Annotated in this window: 17 protein-coding genes; 12 read left to right on the top strand and 5 right to left on the bottom strand. The window is 57.9% G+C overall.

Features of this window, described 5'->3' with window-relative positions; translation table 11 throughout:
* The first annotated feature begins 117 nt into the window (after positions 1 to 117).
* The 3 genes from AACT07_RS12175 (at position 118) to ltaE (ending at position 2,446) form a co-directional block, all read left to right on the top strand.
* Positions 118 to 525, top strand: a complete 408-nt coding sequence (locus AACT07_RS12175) for a helix-turn-helix domain-containing protein (RefSeq protein ID WP_005351138.1) — start codon at positions 118 to 120, stop codon at positions 523 to 525.
* 87 nt (positions 526 to 612) lie between these two features.
* Positions 613 to 1,314, top strand: coding sequence for a short-chain dehydrogenase (locus AACT07_RS12170; RefSeq protein ID WP_069527970.1), 702 nt, complete (start codon positions 613 to 615; stop codon positions 1,312 to 1,314).
* A 112-nt stretch (positions 1,315 to 1,426) separates the two neighbouring features.
* Positions 1,427 to 2,446: a low-specificity L-threonine aldolase gene (ltaE, locus tag AACT07_RS12165; RefSeq protein WP_069527969.1), complete on the top strand. Its 1,020-nt coding sequence runs from the start codon at positions 1,427 to 1,429 to the stop codon at positions 2,444 to 2,446.
* 89 nt (positions 2,447 to 2,535) lie between these two features.
* On the opposite strand, the gene AACT07_RS12160 is transcribed toward ltaE, so the two are convergent.
* From AACT07_RS12160 to AACT07_RS12150, 3 genes are read right to left on the bottom strand one after another with little or no spacing between them, the layout of a single operon-like run.
* The gene (locus AACT07_RS12160) at positions 2,536 to 2,967 is read right to left on the bottom strand and encodes a PAS domain-containing protein (RefSeq protein WP_005337175.1); all 432 of its coding nucleotides are present in this window, start codon (positions 2,965 to 2,967) and stop codon (positions 2,536 to 2,538) included.
* Between the two features lie 8 nt (positions 2,968 to 2,975).
* On the bottom strand, positions 2,976 to 3,998 hold the full coding sequence (locus AACT07_RS12155) for a response regulator (RefSeq protein WP_069527967.1): 1,023 nt from the start codon (positions 3,996 to 3,998) through the stop codon (positions 2,976 to 2,978).
* Positions 3,999 to 4,052: 54 nt separating this feature from the next.
* A complete protein-coding gene (locus AACT07_RS12150; protein ID WP_005337171.1) occupies positions 4,053 to 4,991 on the bottom strand; it encodes a LysR family transcriptional regulator in 939 nt (312 codons plus the stop codon).
* Between the two features lie 861 nt (positions 4,992 to 5,852).
* Here AACT07_RS12150 and AACT07_RS12145 point away from each other — a divergent pair.
* The 5 genes from AACT07_RS12145 to AACT07_RS12125 all read left to right on the top strand — a co-directional run bounded on the left by AACT07_RS12145 (position 5,853) and on the right by AACT07_RS12125 (position 11,815).
* The gene (locus AACT07_RS12145; protein WP_013723827.1) at positions 5,853 to 7,805 is read left to right on the top strand and encodes a putative bifunctional diguanylate cyclase/phosphodiesterase; all 1,953 of its coding nucleotides are present in this window, start codon (positions 5,853 to 5,855) and stop codon (positions 7,803 to 7,805) included.
* A 143-nt stretch (positions 7,806 to 7,948) separates the two neighbouring features.
* Complete coding sequence (locus AACT07_RS12140) at positions 7,949 to 9,514, top strand: AbgT family transporter (RefSeq protein ID WP_005351146.1); 1,566 nt, start codon at positions 7,949 to 7,951, stop codon at positions 9,512 to 9,514.
* Positions 9,515 to 9,585: 71 nt separating this feature from the next.
* Positions 9,586 to 10,311 (top strand): oxygen-insensitive NADPH nitroreductase, encoded by a 726-nt coding sequence (nfsA, locus tag AACT07_RS12135; RefSeq protein ID WP_005351148.1) that lies wholly within the window; start codon positions 9,586 to 9,588, stop codon positions 10,309 to 10,311.
* Between the two features lie 191 nt (positions 10,312 to 10,502).
* The gene (locus AACT07_RS12130; RefSeq protein ID WP_005337161.1) at positions 10,503 to 11,267 is read left to right on the top strand and encodes a hypothetical protein; all 765 of its coding nucleotides are present in this window, start codon (positions 10,503 to 10,505) and stop codon (positions 11,265 to 11,267) included.
* Positions 11,261 to 11,815, top strand: coding sequence for a VOC family protein (locus AACT07_RS12125; RefSeq protein ID WP_069527965.1), 555 nt, complete (start codon positions 11,261 to 11,263; stop codon positions 11,813 to 11,815). The genes AACT07_RS12130 and AACT07_RS12125 overlap by 7 nt, the downstream gene beginning before the upstream one ends.
* A 145-nt stretch (positions 11,816 to 11,960) precedes the next feature.
* Here AACT07_RS12125 and AACT07_RS12120 read toward each other — a convergent pair whose 3' ends face one another.
* Positions 11,961 to 13,184: an MFS transporter gene (locus tag AACT07_RS12120; protein WP_069527963.1), complete on the bottom strand. Its 1,224-nt coding sequence runs from the start codon at positions 13,182 to 13,184 to the stop codon at positions 11,961 to 11,963.
* Positions 13,185 to 13,279: 95 nt separating this feature from the next.
* On the opposite strand from AACT07_RS12120, the gene AACT07_RS12115 reads away from it, so the two are divergent.
* Complete coding sequence (locus AACT07_RS12115) at positions 13,280 to 14,155, top strand: LysR family transcriptional regulator (protein WP_069527962.1); 876 nt, start codon at positions 13,280 to 13,282, stop codon at positions 14,153 to 14,155.
* A 63-nt stretch (positions 14,156 to 14,218) separates the two neighbouring features.
* Positions 14,219 to 15,175, top strand: a complete 957-nt coding sequence (locus AACT07_RS12110; protein WP_069527960.1) for a LysR substrate-binding domain-containing protein — start codon at positions 14,219 to 14,221, stop codon at positions 15,173 to 15,175.
* 81 nt (positions 15,176 to 15,256) lie between these two features.
* On the opposite strand, the gene ribA is transcribed toward AACT07_RS12110, so the two are convergent.
* Positions 15,257 to 15,850, bottom strand: a complete 594-nt coding sequence (ribA, locus tag AACT07_RS12105; RefSeq protein ID WP_005337152.1) for a GTP cyclohydrolase II — start codon at positions 15,848 to 15,850, stop codon at positions 15,257 to 15,259.
* Positions 15,851 to 16,098: 248 nt separating this feature from the next.
* Here ribA and cmk point away from each other — a divergent pair, with 248 nt between their 5' ends.
* Complete coding sequence (gene cmk, locus AACT07_RS12100; protein ID WP_005351160.1) at positions 16,099 to 16,791, top strand: (d)CMP kinase; 693 nt, start codon at positions 16,099 to 16,101, stop codon at positions 16,789 to 16,791.
* Between the two features lie 94 nt (positions 16,792 to 16,885).
* Positions 16,886 to 18,556 carry a 30S ribosomal protein S1 gene (gene rpsA, locus AACT07_RS12095; protein ID WP_005337148.1) on the top strand — a complete coding sequence of 557 codons (1,671 nt, stop codon included), beginning with the start codon at positions 16,886 to 16,888 and terminating at the stop codon, positions 18,554 to 18,556.
* The last annotated feature ends 45 nt before the right edge of the window (positions 18,557 to 18,601 follow it).

The raw sequence follows: 18,601 nt of genomic DNA, 5'->3' as shown, positions 1-18,601 counted from the left end.
ACGATGTGCAACATAGATGACTGCGGGCATCTTGGCCTCATGTGGCTGGCAAAGCAATAATGGGCAGTGGCATGATTCGAACTTTGGTTCTGATCGCAGAGTAGGAGAGAGAGTTGGATGGAAGGATTTGCCGAGCGCTTGCAGAGCCTGATCGGGGAGATGAGCGTGAGCGCGTTTGCCCGCAAGGTGGGGCTCAGTGAAGCGCTGATCCGCAAATATTTGAAGGGAGCCGAGCCTGGCCTGGCGCGGGCCAACCAGATCGCCATGGGGGCCAACTGCTCGCTGGAGTGGCTGGCAACCGGCTGCGGTTATCTCTACCGTCAGGCGGAAGTGGTAGACAGGGAGGCGCTGGCAGCGGCGCAGCTACTGCTGGGCGAGCAGCAACCCGGGGTGGGGCTGCCCGATGAGGAGGCACTGGTCACCCTGCTCGCCTATTACCAGTTTTTGCGCACCCACAAGAAAGCGGACGGTTTTCTCGACTTGGCGCTGGCGCGGGAGTTTGGTCGCCATCTGGGGGAAGCGTGATGAGGGGCATATTACCCTTTGGTCGTGTCACGGCCGGTTGATTATTCTGATACGCTCTAAGCAAGATAAGTCTCCATGGAATGGGCGATGAGCTACTTGATCCTCGGAAGTGGTGCGCTGGGTTCGGCGCTGGCAAGAGAGCTGATGGCAAGGGGGGAGTCCTTCCTTCTTGCCGGGCGCACCTATCCAAAAGGGATCGAGATGGGGGCTTTCTTCCCGCTGCAAGAGGTGGACGCCATCTCGTTCGACGCCCTGTTTACCCTCTACGACACCGATCCGCTTCCCACTGTGGTGATCAACACCATCGGCCTGTTGCACGATGTCAGCTTTATGCCAGAGCGGCGGGTCGAAGAGGTGCACCCCAAGTGGCTGTGCGACAGCCTGCTGGCCAATGCCTGGCCAACACTGGCGCTGGCTGCCCGTTTCAGTCGGTTGATGGGCAGTGACCATCCGCTGTGGCTCTGTGCCATCTCCGATCTGGCGGGCTCCATCACCTCCAATCTGGAGGGGGGACGTTACAGCTACCGGATGAGCAAGGCTGCCCTCGACATGGGGGTGAAAACTCTGGCCCTCGAGTGGGCGCAACGTTTCCCGCAAGCGGGGGTGGTGGCGGTGGCGCCCGGCTTGATGGACTCCCCGATGAATGCTCCCTTTCTGAGCGAGTTGCCTGCGGAGCAATTGCAGGAGCCTGCCGAGGTGGCGGTGAAGCTGCTCAATCTCATCGAGGGGTTATCGTTGACCCAATCGGGTCAGCTGCTGGATCTCAAAGGTCAGCCGCTGCCTTGGTAAATCCCGCCTGCGGGTTCTATGGACGTCTATTGGCTTCACATTCTGCTCATGCGCCCCTTGCCAAGCGAGGGGCGCATGGCTAACGTCACTCTCCTGTTTCAGGAGGGATCTCATGCGCTATATCGATTTACGAAGTGACACCGTCACCCAGCCTACTGACGCCATGCGTCAAGCCATGCTCCACGCCGAAGTCGGTGACGATGTCTATGGTGAAGATCCGGGCGTCAACGCGCTGGAGGCCTTTGGGGCAAGATTGCTGGGCAAACAGGCGGCGCTGTTTGTGCCGTCCGGCACCATGTCCAATCTGTTGGCGGTGATGAGCCACTGTCAGCGCGGTGAGGGGGCCATCCTCGGCAACGCCGCTCACATCTATCGCTATGAAGCGCAGGGGAGTGCCGTGCTGGGCTCCGTAGCCCTGCAACCCTTGCCGATGCAGCGCGATGGCACGCTGGCATTCGATGATATCAAGGCTGCGCTGGCCCCTGATGATGCCCACTTCGTCCAGACTCGCCTGATCTGCCTTGAGAACACCCACAACGGCAAGGTGCTGCCGCTCTCCTATCTGCAGGAGATGGGGGCATTTGTTGCCGAGCGTGGCTTGAAGCTCCATCTCGATGGCGCCCGGCTTTTTAACGCCGCCGTGGCCAGCGAGACCCCGGTCGAGGTGATCGCTGCACCGTTTGACAGCATCTCGATTTGTCTCTCCAAGGGGTTGGGCGCACCGGTGGGCTCGCTGCTGGTGGGCAGCCACGATTTCATCGCCCGTGCGCGCCGCCTACGCAAGATGCTGGGGGGTGGCATGCGTCAGGCGGGGATTCTGGCGCAAGCCGGTCTGTTTGCCCTCGAGCAGCATGTGACCCGTCTGGCCGATGATCACCGCCGTGCCAAACGGCTGGCCGAAGGGTTGGCTGCACTGCCGGGCATCGAGCTCGACCTCTCGCTGGTGCAGAGCAACATGGTGTTCCTGCGGCTGCATGAGGGAGAATCGGCCCCTTTGCTCGCTTTTATGAAGGAGCGGGGGATCCTCTTCTCCGGTTACGGCGAGCTGCGGCTGGTGACCCATCTGCAAATCAACGATGACGATATTGAAGAGGTGATCGACGCCTTCACCGAGTATCTCGGAGCGCGTTGAGACGGCTGGTCAGGTAGAGGTTATACCAAGACCTGTTTATACCGAAATAACAGAGGGCGCTGCGGCGCCCTCTGTTATTTGCTGCAAGCTCAAGCCTGCCGCTGGCCGCTCATCAGCATGGCCTCATCGGTGGCATCGTAGATCATCACCGCGATGTGGGTCACCTGACCGCCGAAATCGGCCAGTGGCACCAGGGTCAGGTTCTGGAACATATGGGGGGCCGAGCCGGTAATGGGGCGGTAGTTGGAGAAACGCAGCAGATAGGGCTTCTGCTCCCAGGTGCTGAAGGCGCGGTTGTTGAGTTTGAAGACCATGTTGGCCTTGCGTTCGAACCAGGCTCTGTCCACATCGGGGAAGAGCTCGAACAGTACGCCATCGCGCACGTCACTGGCCAGTCGGCCGCTGTGGCTCTCCATAAAGCCGTTCCACACCTGTACCTTGTACTCCTTGTCGAGCACAACCAAGCCTACGTCCAGGTTCTGGACTATGTTCATCAGCCAATGAAATTCACGGATTTCCATAGTCACTCCTAGAGCATGTGCATGATTTTGTTGTTCATGGTGGCGATGGAATCTTCGGTAAACAGCAGCAGCAGATCACACTGCACCGCGTAATCCTGGATCCGGTAGTTGATCTCGATGGCGAGCGTGCGGCGCCAGCGACTCTTGTTGGTGTTGATCAGCTCGTTGATGGGTCTGTGCTGGCCGAGCACCACAGGGTGCCCCTGACTGAAGGGGGTGTCGAGCTGGTTGGCGTAGCCGCGCAGGAAGGCGCCGATCAGCACGTTGGCGGTATCCATCAACAGCTCCAGTTCGGCGGTGCGATCCAGCGTCCCCTGATGGTTCATCAGCTTGGCCAAATCTTTGAAGCTGGAGTCATGGAACAGGATCAGCGCTTCACCGGCGATCCCAGCTCCGATAAACCCCTGACAGACGGCGGAGAGGGTATCTGAATCCGCAGCGGCCGAGAGGGCCATGTGCAGCTCGGAGACCTCCAGCACGTTGACGTTGGGGATAGGCAGTACCACGAAGGCGTTGAGCAGACGAGCCAGCAAGTCGGCTGCCTGACCCATGGAGACGTTGGCCAGCTCCTGATAGACATCGCGGATTTCGGGGGTGATCTTGACGCCTGCATCGGCTACCACGCCGCTTGTCAGCTGCTCGGGGGCGCTTGGTTGACCACTCGGGGCGGCACTCCAGAAATCATGCTTTTTGAGCAGGGCGAGCAGGGTTTCGGGGGCGGCGGGTTTCTTGATGAAATCGAGCGCCCCCAGCCCCATGACACGTTGATAGGCCTCTGGTTGGATGTCGCCGGAGACCACGATCACCTTGTTGCGCAGACCCTCCCGTTGGAGGGTCTCCAGCACGCCGTAACCGTCCATTTCCGGCATGGTCAGATCGAGGAAGATGAGATCGCCATGACCCATCAGCACCTGTTCGATCCCTTCGAGACCATTGGCTGCGTAGTGCAAATTGACTTTCCAGTCGGCCGGGAGCGCCCGCGCCAGCTGTTTGCGGGCGAACCCGGAGTCATCACATATCAATACATTCATGGCGTTAGGCAGGCTCTGTTGGCAAGGGATGCTATAAGTGTGGCCCGCTAACGGTCAGATGCAATGGGTGAGGCTATCACCTTGTGAAAATTGATTGTCCCATTGCCGATTGCGATAGCGTGCTGAGTATTTTTCAACAAATTCAACGAACATCTTAACACGCAACGGAGCGAACTGGTGCTGGCAACACAACATGTAGAAGGGTCGATTGCCGGTTTGCCAGTCGGTCAGTACCGGCACCAGCTGCTCGTCATGGAGGAAGCTGCTCAGATAGTGCAGCGGGGCATTGACGATCCCCAGATGACGCCGGGCTGCACGTACCGCGGCCTGGGTCTGGTTGACGGTCAGTTTGGCGCTGCGTTTGATGCAGACGCTCTGGCCATCCTTGTCGGTCAGCTGCCAGTGCTGGTGAGGCCAGCAGTAGATGAGATCGTGCTCTTCCAGCTGGTTGGGGTGGGAGGGGGTGCCCTTCTTGGTCAAATAGAGTGGTGAGGCAAACAGGCCGTACTCGATATGACCGAGACAGATCGCATTGGGCAGCGACTGGGGAAGCTCACCGTTGAAGAACACCAGATCCCGATCATTGTCGAACAGGTGCTGGTGATCATTAGTCTGGGTGATATCGAACTGTACCTCGGGATAGTGCAGCCCGAATTCGGCCAGCATATCGATGAGGATGGTGTTGGAGAGTGCGATCGGTGCAGCTATCCGGATAAGCCCGGTGATGTCGGCCTCTTGACCCTGGATCTCGCTGGTAGCCTGCTCGATTTGCGCGAGTGGCGTGCAGAGACGTTCGTAGTATCTGAGGCCATCATCGGTAAGGCGGAGCTTGCGGGTAGAGCGATGTAGCAGGGAGCAACCCAGTTGCTCTTCCAGCTGGGAAATGCGTCGACTGATGGTGCCTGTTGGCATGCCCAGTGCGGCTGCAGCGTGGGAGAATCCTCCCTCTTGCACCACCTTGACGAACAGGTAGAACTCTTCGATGTGCTTCATAAACGCTGTTCTGGGTGTAACAAGGGGGCAACCATAAAAAGAGCGTTCCGGGTTGGCAAGGGTAATTCAGCGTTTAATTGATCTGGATTCGATTTCTGTTGATACCAGCTATCCACCCGCCTGTCATCTCAGTTTCCCCGAGCTGGTGATTATTCCGGCACGATGCCAAATGGTACTGTGGCAGTGATGTTTGTCATATTCCCTGATTTGTTCCGCGATAACCGCGAGCGAAGGCCGATATTGCAACCTGATGGAAGGGCGCCGGGTTGTTCTGCGTACTCAGCCGGGGTGGTTTGCCATCTACAGTCAATGTGATGCAGATCATATATTCGGGTTTTGCTCATTGCCTGTTGAAAAATGAATTTGGGGTATATCAATTCCGCCTTAGTGAACTATTTTTGTCCGTTTTGGCGTTTTTTTGGCTGTTTATCCATCCGCTTGGTTAATTAATGGAAGCTTTGTGACAGAGAGTGATGACTATTTCCACCATTGATTTAAATGTTAATAACAAGTTTGTCGCAGCAAATATGCAATTGCTCTTTCAAGGTCTCGAGTGGATAGCTCTTAGTGCTTGTTTTTACTGGGGAAAAAAGTTAAAAATCGACTATATGATTTGCTCGGATTAACAGGGTCCTTGGCTGAGTCCTTTGTAGTATTGCCGTACAGGCTGCCCTGTTGTTGATATCTGAAATAGTTTTGTCCGCTCTTGGCTATGTGAAAAGGGATAATGGCCGAGAGGTATTTGCACCTTGCATTCTGCAGCTAGCGGTTTGCCAGATCTGTTTTCCGGTTAACCAGTGACCATCCAGCATGAATGACCTTGACCAGATAAATACGCTTGACGAACGGTTACTGAAGACGATGGATGTTCTGCATACCCCGATCTGGGTTTATGACATCGAGCATCACCATATTTTCTGGGCAAACAGCGCCGCGCTCTCCGTGTGGGAGGCGACGTCTCTCGACGAACTCTGCTCCCGCGACTTCTCTGCCGATATGGCAACCGCCATCGATCTGCTGCTGCAGCGCTATCTGGGTGATTTTCAGCAGGGTCGCAGTTACAACGAGTGGTGGACCCTCTCTCCAAAGGGGGTCAAGAAGCAGATCTATCTGCGCCTCTCCGGTATTCAGCTGGCTGGCCGGCTGATGATGATGACCGAAGCGGTGCTCGACTCCGATACCCTCTATCAGGAGTCCTCGCTGGCAACCGGCGATACCCTTGCCTGCCTGTTCGATAGCCATGGTGTGTTCGAGAGCGGCAACTATCACTTCGAAATGTGTTTCGGCCACCAGATCGCCAAGCTCTCCCAGGTTTTCTCCGGCAATGATGACAGCTTCTACCAGAAGCTCTCCCGTCTCGATGAAGTGGTGACCGAGGGGGAGTGCCGTACCCTCAAGGGGATGCGCTGGTTCCAGTATCAGTTCCGCTATATCCAGCAGGGGGCCCGTATTCTGCTCACCATGCGGGATATTACCGATCGCAAACTCGAAGAGCTGGAGCATCGCCACCTCGCCTGGCACGACTCCCTGACCGGCCTGCTCAATCGGTATGGCTTGATGAAATCCCTTGAGGCCTATTGCGGGCTGGGGGAGCGTTTCGCGCTGGTGTTCATGGATCTGGACAACTTCAAGCTGGTCAACGACAACTACGGCCACAAGGCGGGAGATCGCCTGCTGGAGCGGGTCGCCGGTCGCCTCAAACAGATTTGCCCGCGGGATGTGGAGCTGGCTCGCCTCGGTGGCGATGAATTCACCGCACTGGTGCCGCTGGGCAATCAGGGGGATCGGGCGCAAGAGGTGGCCGATCAGATGCTCTCCCAGATGACCAAGCCGCTGCAACTGAGCGGGCTGCCGGAGGTGACCATCGGTGGCAGTATCGGTATCGCCATCTATCCCGATGATGCGGATGACGGGGACAACCTTATCACCCGTGCCGATATGGCCATGTATCAGGCCAAGCAGATGGGGCGGCTGCGCTGGCAGCGTTTCACCCCCAGCATGCAGCAGACCCTGCAGCGCAAGCTCAATCTCAAACAGTTTCTGGCCAAGGCCATCGGCCGTCAGGAGCTGAGCCTCTGTTACCAGCCGCAGGTCGATGCCGCCAAACGGCGTCTGATCGGTTACGAGGCACTGCTGCGCTGGTACAACCCGGTGCTCGGCCATGTCTCGCCGGTGGAATTTATCCCGCTGGCCGAAGAGATGGGGCTGATCCGCGAGATCGGCAGCTGGGTGCTCTCCACCGCGCTGGCACAGGTAGCCAGCTGGCAGAAGCGCTTCCATCAGCGGGTGCCGGTCTCCGTCAACCTCTCCGGTTTCCAGCTTTCGTCGGCGCTGCCCGGGCAAGTTCGCCAGCAGCTGGAGCTGCACGGGGTGGATGCCTCCCTGTTGACGCTGGAGCTGACCGAAACCGTGCTGATGCTCGATATGAAGGGGTGCCTCGGCATTCTCGATGATTTGAGCGAGCAGGGGATCAAGATTGCCATCGATGATTTCGGTACCGGCTACTCCTCGCTGGCCTATCTCAACCGGTTGCCGATCAACAACATCAAGCTGGATCGCTCCTTCGTGGTCGGTCTCAACTTGCCGGTGATCCGGGCGACTGCGGCCATGGCCACCAATCTGGGGTTGGGGATCATGGCGGAAGGGGTGGAGGAGCCTCACGAACTGGCCGCACTGCAGACCCAGGGGTGCCATGTGTTCCAGGGATATCTGTTCAGCAAGCCGCTGACTGTGGCGCAAGTCGAGGCGAGCGGTTTCGTGGTGGAGTGCCAGGTCGGGCGTTATCCACTGCTAGATGCCGTGATGGCAGAGTAACAAGTGTGCGTTAGGCCACAACTTGGGATTTTATCCCGCAATATTTAATCAAAATTAATCATTCTTTTGCGATCGGTCATGAGACGGATTGGCTGAAATTGCTAGCATGCGACCTCGTTTCTAGGGAAAGGAGTATCGCAATAATGAGTCATGCTGCTGTCAATGACCGTCCGGCCAGCCCTCCCAAAGGTTGGCTGAACCGTTTCCTCAATGGCGTCGAGAAAGCCGGGAACAAATTACCCGACCCCGCCATGCTGTTCCTCTACGCCTTGCTGATCGTCTGGGTCGGCTCCTGGGTGTTGTCACAATTCCAGTTTGATCTGGTCAACCCCCGTACCGGGGAGGCGGTAGTGGTCAACAACCTGCTGACCGGTGCCGGTCTGGCCGAGTTTCTCTCCACCATGGTGACCACTTTCACCGGCTTTGCCCCGCTCGGGATCGTGCTGGTGGCCATGCTCGGGGTCGGGGTGGCCGAGCAGTCCGGTTTTATCAATACCGGTCTGAAAAAGTTGCTGAAAGTGACGCCTGCCCGTTTTCTCACTCCCATGCTGATCCTGGTGGCGATCGTCAGCCACACCGCCGCAGATGCGGGTTATGTGCTGGTGATCCCCATCGGTGGCATCATCTTCCACGCTGCCGGACGCCATCCGCTGGCGGGGATCGCAGCTGCCTTTGCCGGTGTCTCCGGCGGTTTTGCCGCCAACTTCCTGCCCTCCGGCGGGGATGCGCTGCTGCAGGGTTTTACCCAGTCCGCCGCTCAGTTGCTCGATCCTGACTACATGGTCAACACCCTGTGCAACATCATCTTTACCGGTGCCTCTTCGTTGCTGATCATCTGCGTCGGATGGTTCATCACCGAAAAGGTGGTGGAGCCGCGCCTCAAGCATGTGGCGCTCAACGAGGATCTGGAGAGTGCCGACGAGATGGGGCGCTACAGCGCGCAAGAGAGCCGGGCCTTCAACTGGGCCGGGTTTGCCATGCTGGCGGCCATCGTGCTGCTGGCGCTGGCGCTCTCCCCGAGCGATTCACCGCTGCGTGCTGCCGATGGCTCCCTGACCACCTTCGCCGCACCGGTGATGAAGTCCATAGTGCCGCTCATTTTCCTGCTCTTTATCCTGCCCGGGATTGTCTACGGCTTTGTCGCAGGCAGCTTCAAGAGTGGCAAGGATGTGATCGATGCCATGTCGGCCACCATGAACAAGATGGGCTCCTACATGGTGATGGCCTTCTTCTGCGCGCTCTTTATCAAGGCGTTTGGTGACTCCAATCTGGGCACCCTGCTGGCCCTCTCCGGTGCCGAAGTGCTCCATGCGTTGGCGCTGCCCGGTGAGGTGACCATCGTCGGGATGATCCTGCTGACCGCCAGCGTCAATCTGGTGGTGGGGTCGGCTTCGGCCAAGTGGGCGCTGATCAGTCCGATCTTGGTACCCATGCTGATGGCGGTGGGGATCTCCCCCGAGCTGACCCAGGCGGCCTATCGGGTCGGGGATTCTGCCTCCAACATCATCACCCCGCTGATGGTCTTCTTCCCGCTGGTGGTGGTCTATTGCCAGCAGTATGTGAAGAGCACCGGGATCGGTACTCTGGTCTCCATGATGCTGCCGTACTCGCTTGCCTTCCTGGTGAGCTGGACGATTTTCCTGCTGCTCTACTGGGCGCTTGGCTTCCCGCTCGGGTTGCAAGCCCCTTACGTCTATCCGGCCCCTTAAGCTGGGTGTGCGAGGGAGCCTTGGGCTCCCTCGTTTTTTTCGCTATGGTGTTACCTCATTTTGGAGGTGCCATGAATCAGACCATCGATCTTATCCTTTCCCATCGCTCCATTCGTCAGTTCACTGCCGAGCCGATCGCCCCGCAGCAGCTGGATGCCATTCTCGCCGCCGCCCAGTCCGCCTCAACCTCGAGCTTTTTGCAGGTGACCAGTATTGTGCGAGTCTGCGAGCCCGAGGCGCGTCAGCAGTTGGCCATGCTGGCGGGCAATCAACCCTATGTGGTGCAGGCGGCCGAGTTTCTGGTGTTCTGCGCCGATTACCACCGCCACACCCAGATCGTGCCCGAGGCCCAGACCGGCTATGCGGAGCAGTTGCTGATCGGAGCCATCGACGGCGCCCTGATGGCGCAAAACGCCTTGCTGGCGGCGCAGTCGCTGGGGCTGGGCGGGGTCTATATCGGCGGCATTCGCAACCATCCGGCCGAGGTGAGCGAACTGCTCGGCTTGCCCCATCAGGTGATCCCGCTGTTTGGCCTCTGCCTTGGTCATCCTGCTCAGCAGCCGGAGCAGAAACCCCGTCTGCCCAGGGGATTGGTGGTGCATCAGGAGCGCTACCAGCACGAGCTGGATCGCGACCTGCTGGCCCGGTACGATCAGCAGATCGCGGACTACTATCAGGCCCGCAGCAGCAACAACAAGCAGCAGACCTGGAGCGGCCAGATCCGCGCCATTCTGGGCAAGGAGTCCCGCCCTTTCATGCTTGGATTCCTGCAATCGCGGGGCTTTAACCTCAAGTAATGGCGCTGATGGGCGATACTATGGGGAGGTGACCGTCATGGTCATCATCCCCTGATCCTGCAATCTCTCCCTGAGACCGGGGGCACAGCTTGGTGACAAATCGTGGGCAAGGGGGGATCTGCAGGCTACCTTAAGTGGGTAAGCTGTTGTAGGATCACGCAATTGGATAGGAACAGGGGTTTGGACATCCTATGATTTTAACTTTGGTATTGCTGTCTATCGGCGCACTCCTGTTTTTGGTTATCGCCTATAACGTGGTGCAGCAATATAAGCAGAAGGCAGAGGCGGACAAGCGTCACGCCGTTGCCAGACACAAGACGGTGGCCGACGAGACCGAAGAGGTGCTGCTGAACGTCAATCTGGTGCCTTTCTCCAAGAACATGGTGTTGCTGTTGCAGCACCGGATCCTCGATGCCTATCGCGCCATCGCCCAGGTGATGCCGAACAATCAGATCAAGCAGCGCATCGTCGATGTGCAGACCCAGATCAAGAATGTGCAGGAGAACTACAGCGTGCAGGATGAGGGGCAGTTCAAGACCCCGGAGTCCGATCGTCAGGCGATCCAGATGCTGCAGTTGGTCAAGAAGATGCGTGCCGTGCTGCGGGTCGAGCACAACAAGGGCAAAATTGACCCTCAGGGGTTTGCCCAGGAAGAGCGCCGCCTCGAGCTGATGCAGCTCAAGATCAACATCTCCAATCTGGTCAAGCGGGCGATGGATGCCCGCATTCAGGGCCAATATGGTACATGCCGCCAGCTCTATACTAAGGGTCTGTCGGCCATGGCAAGCGTGGGCGACAAGGATCCCTATCTGCTTGCCCGTGAAGAAGATATGCGTCAGGGGCTCAAGGAGCTTGAAGAGCTGCAGCAGCAAAATAGCGCGCAGGATCTGCAAAACATCAAGGACAAGGAAGCTGACGAGCTCGATGTCCTGTTTCAACCCAAGAAGAAATGGTAAGCATGTCCCACCCACTCTATTCCACACTGGGGCCAATGGCCCCATTTGTTTCTCAGCTGTTGGCCGAACTGGCCGCCAGTGGCGTCACCATTTCCCGGCCAACGGTCGATCACCTCTGTTATCGGGCGGCTACCCTGCAGGAGTACCGCGCGCTATGTGCTGTGCTGGCTGAGGCAGGTACCTTGCTGGTGGAGGGGATGATTGGCGGTCGCCCGATTGCCACCTATCAGTTGCATCAGCCGCTGTTGGCTGATGAGGTACAGGTACCCTGTATCGAGCTAGCTGCACCGAAACCGGGTCGCGTCCATCAGGCGGGGCTGGAACATATCGAGCTGGTGGTCACTTCACTGCAAGATCTGGTAGCGCGCTATCCCGAGCTGCCATTCAAAACCGGCAACATGCAGGATACCCGCAACCCCGATATTGGCCTGATGTTGCCTTCCGGCCAGATCAAGTTTCATCTGCGCTCGCTGGCTGAGGTGATCGCCGAAGAGGTGGCGACTGGTGCTGTGGTCGCGGTGCCTGCGGATTATTTCGATCAGGAGTGATCCTGCGCTCAATGCGGTGCGAGCCTGACAGGCTCTTGAATAATGCAGCAAAAGGGGTCACCGGTGTGACCCCTTTTGTTATCTGGCGGTGCTGGGTTGCGAGAGCGCTATCTGCTCGTGGGTGACCCTGTTTGCGCTGAGGCCGTTACCCGTGTCGGTGGGGTTGCTGGGCGGGCAGTGGCGATTGGCTTCGCTGCTTGAGACAGCCGAGCCAGAGGCTCAAGCCTGCCGTCAGGATGAGGACCAGTTCAATTCCCATGACCAGACCGCCCAGCTCGCCTTGCTCCCAAAAGGGGTGCAGGTAAAGTCCCCCCAGACTTGCCCCCAGATAGTAGGCCACCAGATAGAGGGAGGAGGCGAGGGCCCGGTTGTGTTCGACATGATGACCCACCCAGGCACTGGCGCAGGCGTGTGCCAGGAAAAAACCGAAGCTGGAGACCAGCAAGCCGCTCAGGATCCCGAGCAGGCTAGCTTGCAGCAGCCACAGACTCCCGAGGGCCATCAGGGCGATCCCGACCAGCAGCATCCGTTGTGCCCCCCAGCGGTTGGCAAAGCGGCCGCTCAAGGAGGAGGCTACAGTCCCCGAGAGATAGGTGAGAAACAGCATGCCGAGCCACTGGGTGGGCAGGGAGAAAGGGGGCTTGGCCAGCAGGAAGGTGAGATAACTGAACTGGTTCAGAAACACCATAAAGTTGAGCCCCCCGATAAGGTAAGCCCCTACCAGCAAGGGATTGGTCAAGTGTTGCTGCAAGGCGCGGGCAAATTGGCCGCGAACGGGGGCGCTCGCCACAAAGCGGGTCTGATGGGGCAGCAGCCAGAAGACCAGCGGCAGCAGTGACAGGCTGATAACTCCGATCCCCAGAAAGGTATGCTGCCAGTCGCCAAACCAGCCAGCCAACAGACCGCCGACCACCCGACCGGCAATGCCACCGAGGGAGTTGGCGGCAATATAGACCCCCACCGCCGAGAGGAGCGCCCGTTTGCTGAACTCTTCCCCCATATAGGCAATCGCGGTCGCGGGCAGTCCTGCCAGCAGCGCGCCCTGCAGGATGCGCAGCAACAGCAGGGAACCAAACTGCTCAACCAGCGGGATCAACAGTGAGAGCAGGATCGCCAGGGTGAGGGTACCCAGCATGACCTGCCGACGGCCATGGCGATCCGCCAGTCTGGCGCAGATCAGCAGGGAGGCGGCGAGGCCAGCAGTGCATCCTGCCAGGGTCCAGCTGGCCGAGAGGGAGTTGACCGAGAAGACCTCTGCGATCAGGGGTAACAGGGGATGGGTCTGGTAGAGGTTCAGAAACACCAGAAAAGAGCCCAAGCTGAGGGCCAGGGTTGCACGTATCCACTCGCGACTGCCAACTTCAATCATTGCGTATTGTCCTGACTACTTTTGGTCAGGGTAGAGTCCTTTCTGTTATAAATATAATATATTTAAGTTATCCATCTCATAAGATGAATTGATGCATGGATCTGAAACAGCTCACCTATCTGCTGGCGGTCAGGGATGCCGGCTCATTTACCAAGGCAGCCAACAGTCTGCATGTGGCACAACCGGCCATCAGCATGGCCATCGCCAAGCTGGAGCAGCAGCTCGAATTGCGGCTGTTTGATCGACAGGACCGGGCGGTACGGCTCACCCCTGAGGGAGAGGTGCTCTGTCGCCATGCCGAGCGTCTGTTGCTGCAGATGCATCAGGCCGAGGCCGAGATGGCCGAGCTCAAGGGGCTGGAGCGGGGGGAAGTGCGGATCGGGATCCCCTACATGATGGGCTCCTACTATTTCCCCCCTCGTCTGATGGCCTTCAAGCACCGCTACCCCGGCCTCAAGATCCGTGTTGAGGAGGCCGGTACCCGCGAGCTGCTCAGCCGGATGGTGGATGGCTCCCTCGATCTGGCCATTCTCATCACCAGTGATCTCCCCCCCGCCATCGAGGGGGCACATCTGCTGAGCGAAGAGATGTTGATGGTGGTGGGGGACGATCACTCCTTGCGTGGCGCATCGGCCGTCACCCTCTCGCAGTTTTTCGCTCAGGAGCTGGCGCTGTTTCGCCGTGGTTTTTACCACCGGGAGCATATGGAGGCGCTGGCCCAGAGCCTGGGCGTTGAACCCGATATCGCCTTCGAGAGCAATCTTATCCCTCTGCTCAAGGCGGTGGTGCGGCAAGGCTTTGCGGTGACCACCTTCTTGCGGATGGTGCTGGAAGAGGAGCCGGATCTGAGTGGCGTACCCTTCGACCCGCCCATCTACCTAGACCTCTGTGTGGCGTGGCGGCGTGGTGATCCGCTCTCTATGGCCAACCGTGCCTTGCGCGATTTCCTACTCAAGGATCGCCCAGCCTGATGGCGGCGGGTCATTGCTGAAAGTTTGTTACTATTAACAGTGGGTTCGCTTGAGGGCTACACCATGAAACTGCAGCAATTGCGCTATATCGTCGAGGTGGCCAACCACAGGCTGAATCTGTCGGCCACCGCCGAGAGCCTCTTTACCTCCCAGCCCGGGATCAGCAAACAGGTGCGGATGCTGGAGGATGAGCTGGGGATCCAGATCTTCGAGCGCAGCGGTAAACACCTGACCCAGATCACCCCCATAGGTCGGGATGTGATCAAAGTGGCCGCCGAGGTGCTGGACAAGGTGGCCACCATCAAGGTGATGGCCAGGCAGCATGTGCATCCGGAGCAGGGAACCCTCACCATTGCCGCTACTCATCTGCAAGCCCGTTATATTCTGCCCGCCATCCTCAAGGGATTCATGGCCCGCTTCCCCAAAGTTGCAGTAACTGTGATGCAAGGGAGTGCGGCGCAGTGCCGCGCAGCCGTGCATGATGGCGCTGCCGATCTGCTGCTGGCGGATGAACCGGAGGAGGGGAGCGATCTGCTCATGCTCCCCTCTTTTCAGTGGCAACGGGGCTTGGTGCTGCCCAAGGATCATCCGTTGGCCAAAGCAACATCGCTGACCCCGGCCGAGCTGGTGGAGTTTGCATTGGTGACCGATGGAAGGGCGCTCTCTGCTGCACATGGCACTGATTGCGCTCATGCCGAGAGCCGGATCTCCTGCTGTGCGAGCGACAGCGATGTGCTCAAGACCTATGTCAGACAAGGAATGGGCATCGGGGTGATGGCAACGTTTGCTTGGGAGCCCCAGCGAGATGGCGATCTGGTGCTCAAAACGGCGCCCTGGCTACCAGGCGGTGTGGCCGCTATCGGGTTGCGCAGAGGTGCATTTTTATGTGGCTATCTCTACGATCTGATTGAACGTCTCGCGCCGCAATTGACCCACGAGTGGGTCGATCAATACTACGCTGCCCGCACTGGCGAAGAGCTTGAAGCTCTGCTGGCCAATCTGACCGTACCACAGCTATAGCCAGGGTTGATGTGTGGTCGTTCCAAGAAAAACGCCTCCGATTGGGAGGCGTTTGGCTATCTGGCATTCGTCAATGCAGGCTCATTTTTTGAGCATGTGATCCAGCTTGTTGGCCTTGGTCGACAGATAGAACTCGTTGTGGGGATTGCGCCCTTCCTGCAACGGTACCCGTTCGGCCACCGGAATACCGAAGGATTCCATGGCTTTCATCTTGCGCGGGTTGTTGGTCATCAGTTTGAGAGACTTGACCTCAAGCTGCTTGAGCATATCGGCGCAGATGGTGTAGTCGCGCATATCGGCGGCGAAACCAAGGGCTACGTTGGCCTCCACGGTATCGGCCCCCTGATCCTGCAGGTGATAGGCGCGGATCTTGTTGAGCAAGCCGATGCCACGGCCCTCTTGACGCACATACAGCAACACGCCACGACCGGCTTTGGCGATATTTTCCATGGCCGCCTGCAACTGGAAACCGCAGTCACAACGCAGGCTGAACAGGGCGTCGCCGGTCAGGCACTCTGAGTGGATCCGGCCCAGCACGGGCTCTTCACCGGTAATGTCGCCCATCACCAGTGCGGCGTGATCTTTGCCTGTGCCGGTTTCCTGAAAACCTACCAGCGTGAAGGTGCCCCAGGGGGTTGGCAATTTGGATTTGGCCACGAGGGTAACGCTGCTCATAGGTTGCTCCTTACTACTAACGGCTCAAAAAAGGGGGCCAGTTTAGCGCGCCTTGTCAGGAACGACCATAAGAACAAGTCCCTGCATTGCTTAATGAAATCTCCAAATGAGATACAAGCACAGCTGTCCGGCGGGGTTTTGGCCCTTTGTGCGGATTGATGACTGCCAGGCTCACCACATTCGGGTATAATCGGCGCCCATTAACCCACCCCTTCGGGATGGGAGCAACACAGTGCAGGAGAGAAGTTATGCCTCAGATGGCCCCCGTAATGACAATTGATGGCCCCAGTGGTGCAGGTAAAGGCACCTTGTGTCAGCTGCTTGCTGAGAAGCTGGGTTGGCACTTGCTGGACTCGGGCGCCATCTATCGGGTGTTGTCCCTGGCCGCCCTGCATCACGATGTAGAGCTGGACAGTGAAGCCTCACTGGTGCCGCTGGCCGCCAATCTGGATGTGCAATTTCAGGTTGAGGGCGATCTGGTCAGGGTGATCCTGGAAGGGGAAGATGTCTCCCGCACCATCCGCACCGAAGAAGTGGGTAATGCTGCCAGTAAAATCGCCGCCTTCCCCCGGGTGCGCGAAGCCTTGCTGCGCCGTCAGCGGGCATTTCGCCAGGCCCCGGGTCTGATTGCCGATGGTCGTGACATGGGTACAGTTGTTTTCCCCGAGGCCGAGGTGAAGATTTTCCTCGACGCCAGTGCCGAAGAACGGGCCCAGCGTCGCTATAAGCAGTTGCAAGATAAGGGCTTTGATGTTAACTTTGAGCGTCTTTTAACCGAGATTCGGGAACGTGACGATCGCGACAGAAATCGCGCTACTGCACCCCTGAAACCGGCAGAAGATGCTCTGGTGGTAGACTCTACCGCCATGACCATAGATGAAGTGCTGGCAACAGTACTCGCCTATGCAGAGCAACAACTTGGTGATGCCAGCGCAAGCTGACATCCGGTCGTCTGCACCAAGGATGGCGCAGATTATTTAAAACAGCCCCGCTTGTGCCGGATTGCAAGTGGATGTTTCATTTGTGACATAAACAATGATCGAATCTTTTGCTCAACTCTTTGAAGAGTCCCTGAACGCCGTTGAAACCCGTCAAGGTTCCATCGTCAAGGGTACTGTCGTTGCTATCGAGAACGGTTTTGTACTGGTTGACGCCGGTCTGAAATCCGAGTCCGCTATCCCGGCTGAAGAATTCAAGAACGCCATGGGCGAGCTGGAAATCAACGTCGGCGACACCGTTGACGTGGCTCTGGACTCTATCGAAGATGGTTTCGGCGAAACCAAGCTGTCCCGCGAAAAAGCCAAGCGCCACGAAGCCTGGCTGCAGCTTGAGAAGGCTTACGAAGAGCAAGCTACCGTTATCGGTATCATCAACGGCAAGGTCAAGGGTGGTTTCACCGTTGAACTGAACGGCATCCGTGCCTTCCTGCCGGGTTCTCTGGTTGACGTGCGTCCGATCCGTGACACCGCTCACCTGGAAAACAAAGAACTCGAGTTCAAAGTCATCAAGCTGGACCAGAAGCGCAACAACGTTGTTGTGTCTCGTCGTGCCGTGATCGAGACCGAGAACACCTCCGAGCGCGAAAGCCTGCTGGCTAACCTGCAAGAAGGTCAAGAAGTTAAGGGTATCGTCAAGAACCTGACCGACTACGGTGCATTCGTAGATCTGGGCGGTGTTGACGGCCTGCTGCACATCACCGACATGGCGTGGAAGCGCGTTAAGCATCCTTCCGAAATCGTCAACGTTGGCGACGAGATCGCTGTCAAGGTTCTGAAGTTCGACCGCGAGCGTACCCGTGTATCCCTGGGTCTGAAGCAGCTGGGCGAAGATCCCTGGGTTGCTATCGCCAAGCGTTACCCGGAGACCACCCGTCTGTCTGGCCGCGTGACCAACCTGACCGACTACGGCTGCTTCGTTGAAATCGAAGAAGGCGTTGAAGGCCTGGTACACGTATCCGAGATGGATTGGACCAACAAGAACATCCACCCGTCCAAAGTTGTTAACGTTGGCGACGTGGTTGACGTGATGGTTCTGGACATCGACGAAGAGCGTCGTCGTATCTCCCTGGGTCTGAAGCAGTGCAAATCCAACCCGTGGCAGCTGTTTGCCGAAACTCACGCCAAAGGCGACCGTGTTTCCGGCAAGATCAAGTCCATCACTGACTTCGGTATCTTCATCGGTCTGGATGGCGGCATCGACGGCCTGGTTCACCTGTCTGACATCTCCTGGAACAACCAGGGCGAAGAAGCCGTGCGTGAATTCAAGAAAGGCGACGAGATCGAAGCCGTTGTTCTGCAAGTGGATCCGGAGCGTGAGCGCATCTCCCTGGGTGTCAAGCAGATCGAAGAAGACCCGTTCAACAAGTACCTGGCTGACAACAAGAAAGGTGCTATCGTGAAGGGTAAGGTTACCGAGGTTGATGCCAAAGGTGCCGTTATCGAACTGGCTGATGGCGTAGAAGGCTACCTGCGTGCCTCCGACGCTGCTCGTGACCGCGTAGAAGACGCCACTCTGGTGCTGTCTGTTGGTGACGAAGTTGAAGCTAAATTCATGGGCGTTGATCGTAAGAACCGCACCGTAAGCCTGTCTGTCCGTGCTAAGGACGAGGCTGATGAGCGTGTTGCTATCGATAACCTGAACCAACAAGAAGAAGTTGTGTTCAGCAATGCTATGATGGAAGCGTTCAAAGCCGCCAAGGGTGAGTAATCCTTGATGCAAGAAAAGGGCGGCATTGCGCCGCCCTTTTTTATC

The organism is Aeromonas sp. ANP5 (assembly GCF_963870295.1).
Classification (GTDB): Bacteria; Pseudomonadota; Gammaproteobacteria; order Enterobacterales; family Aeromonadaceae; genus Aeromonas; species Aeromonas veronii.
Note: the sequence above shows the minus strand (reverse complement) of the source record. Positions and strands in the feature narration are given on the sequence as shown.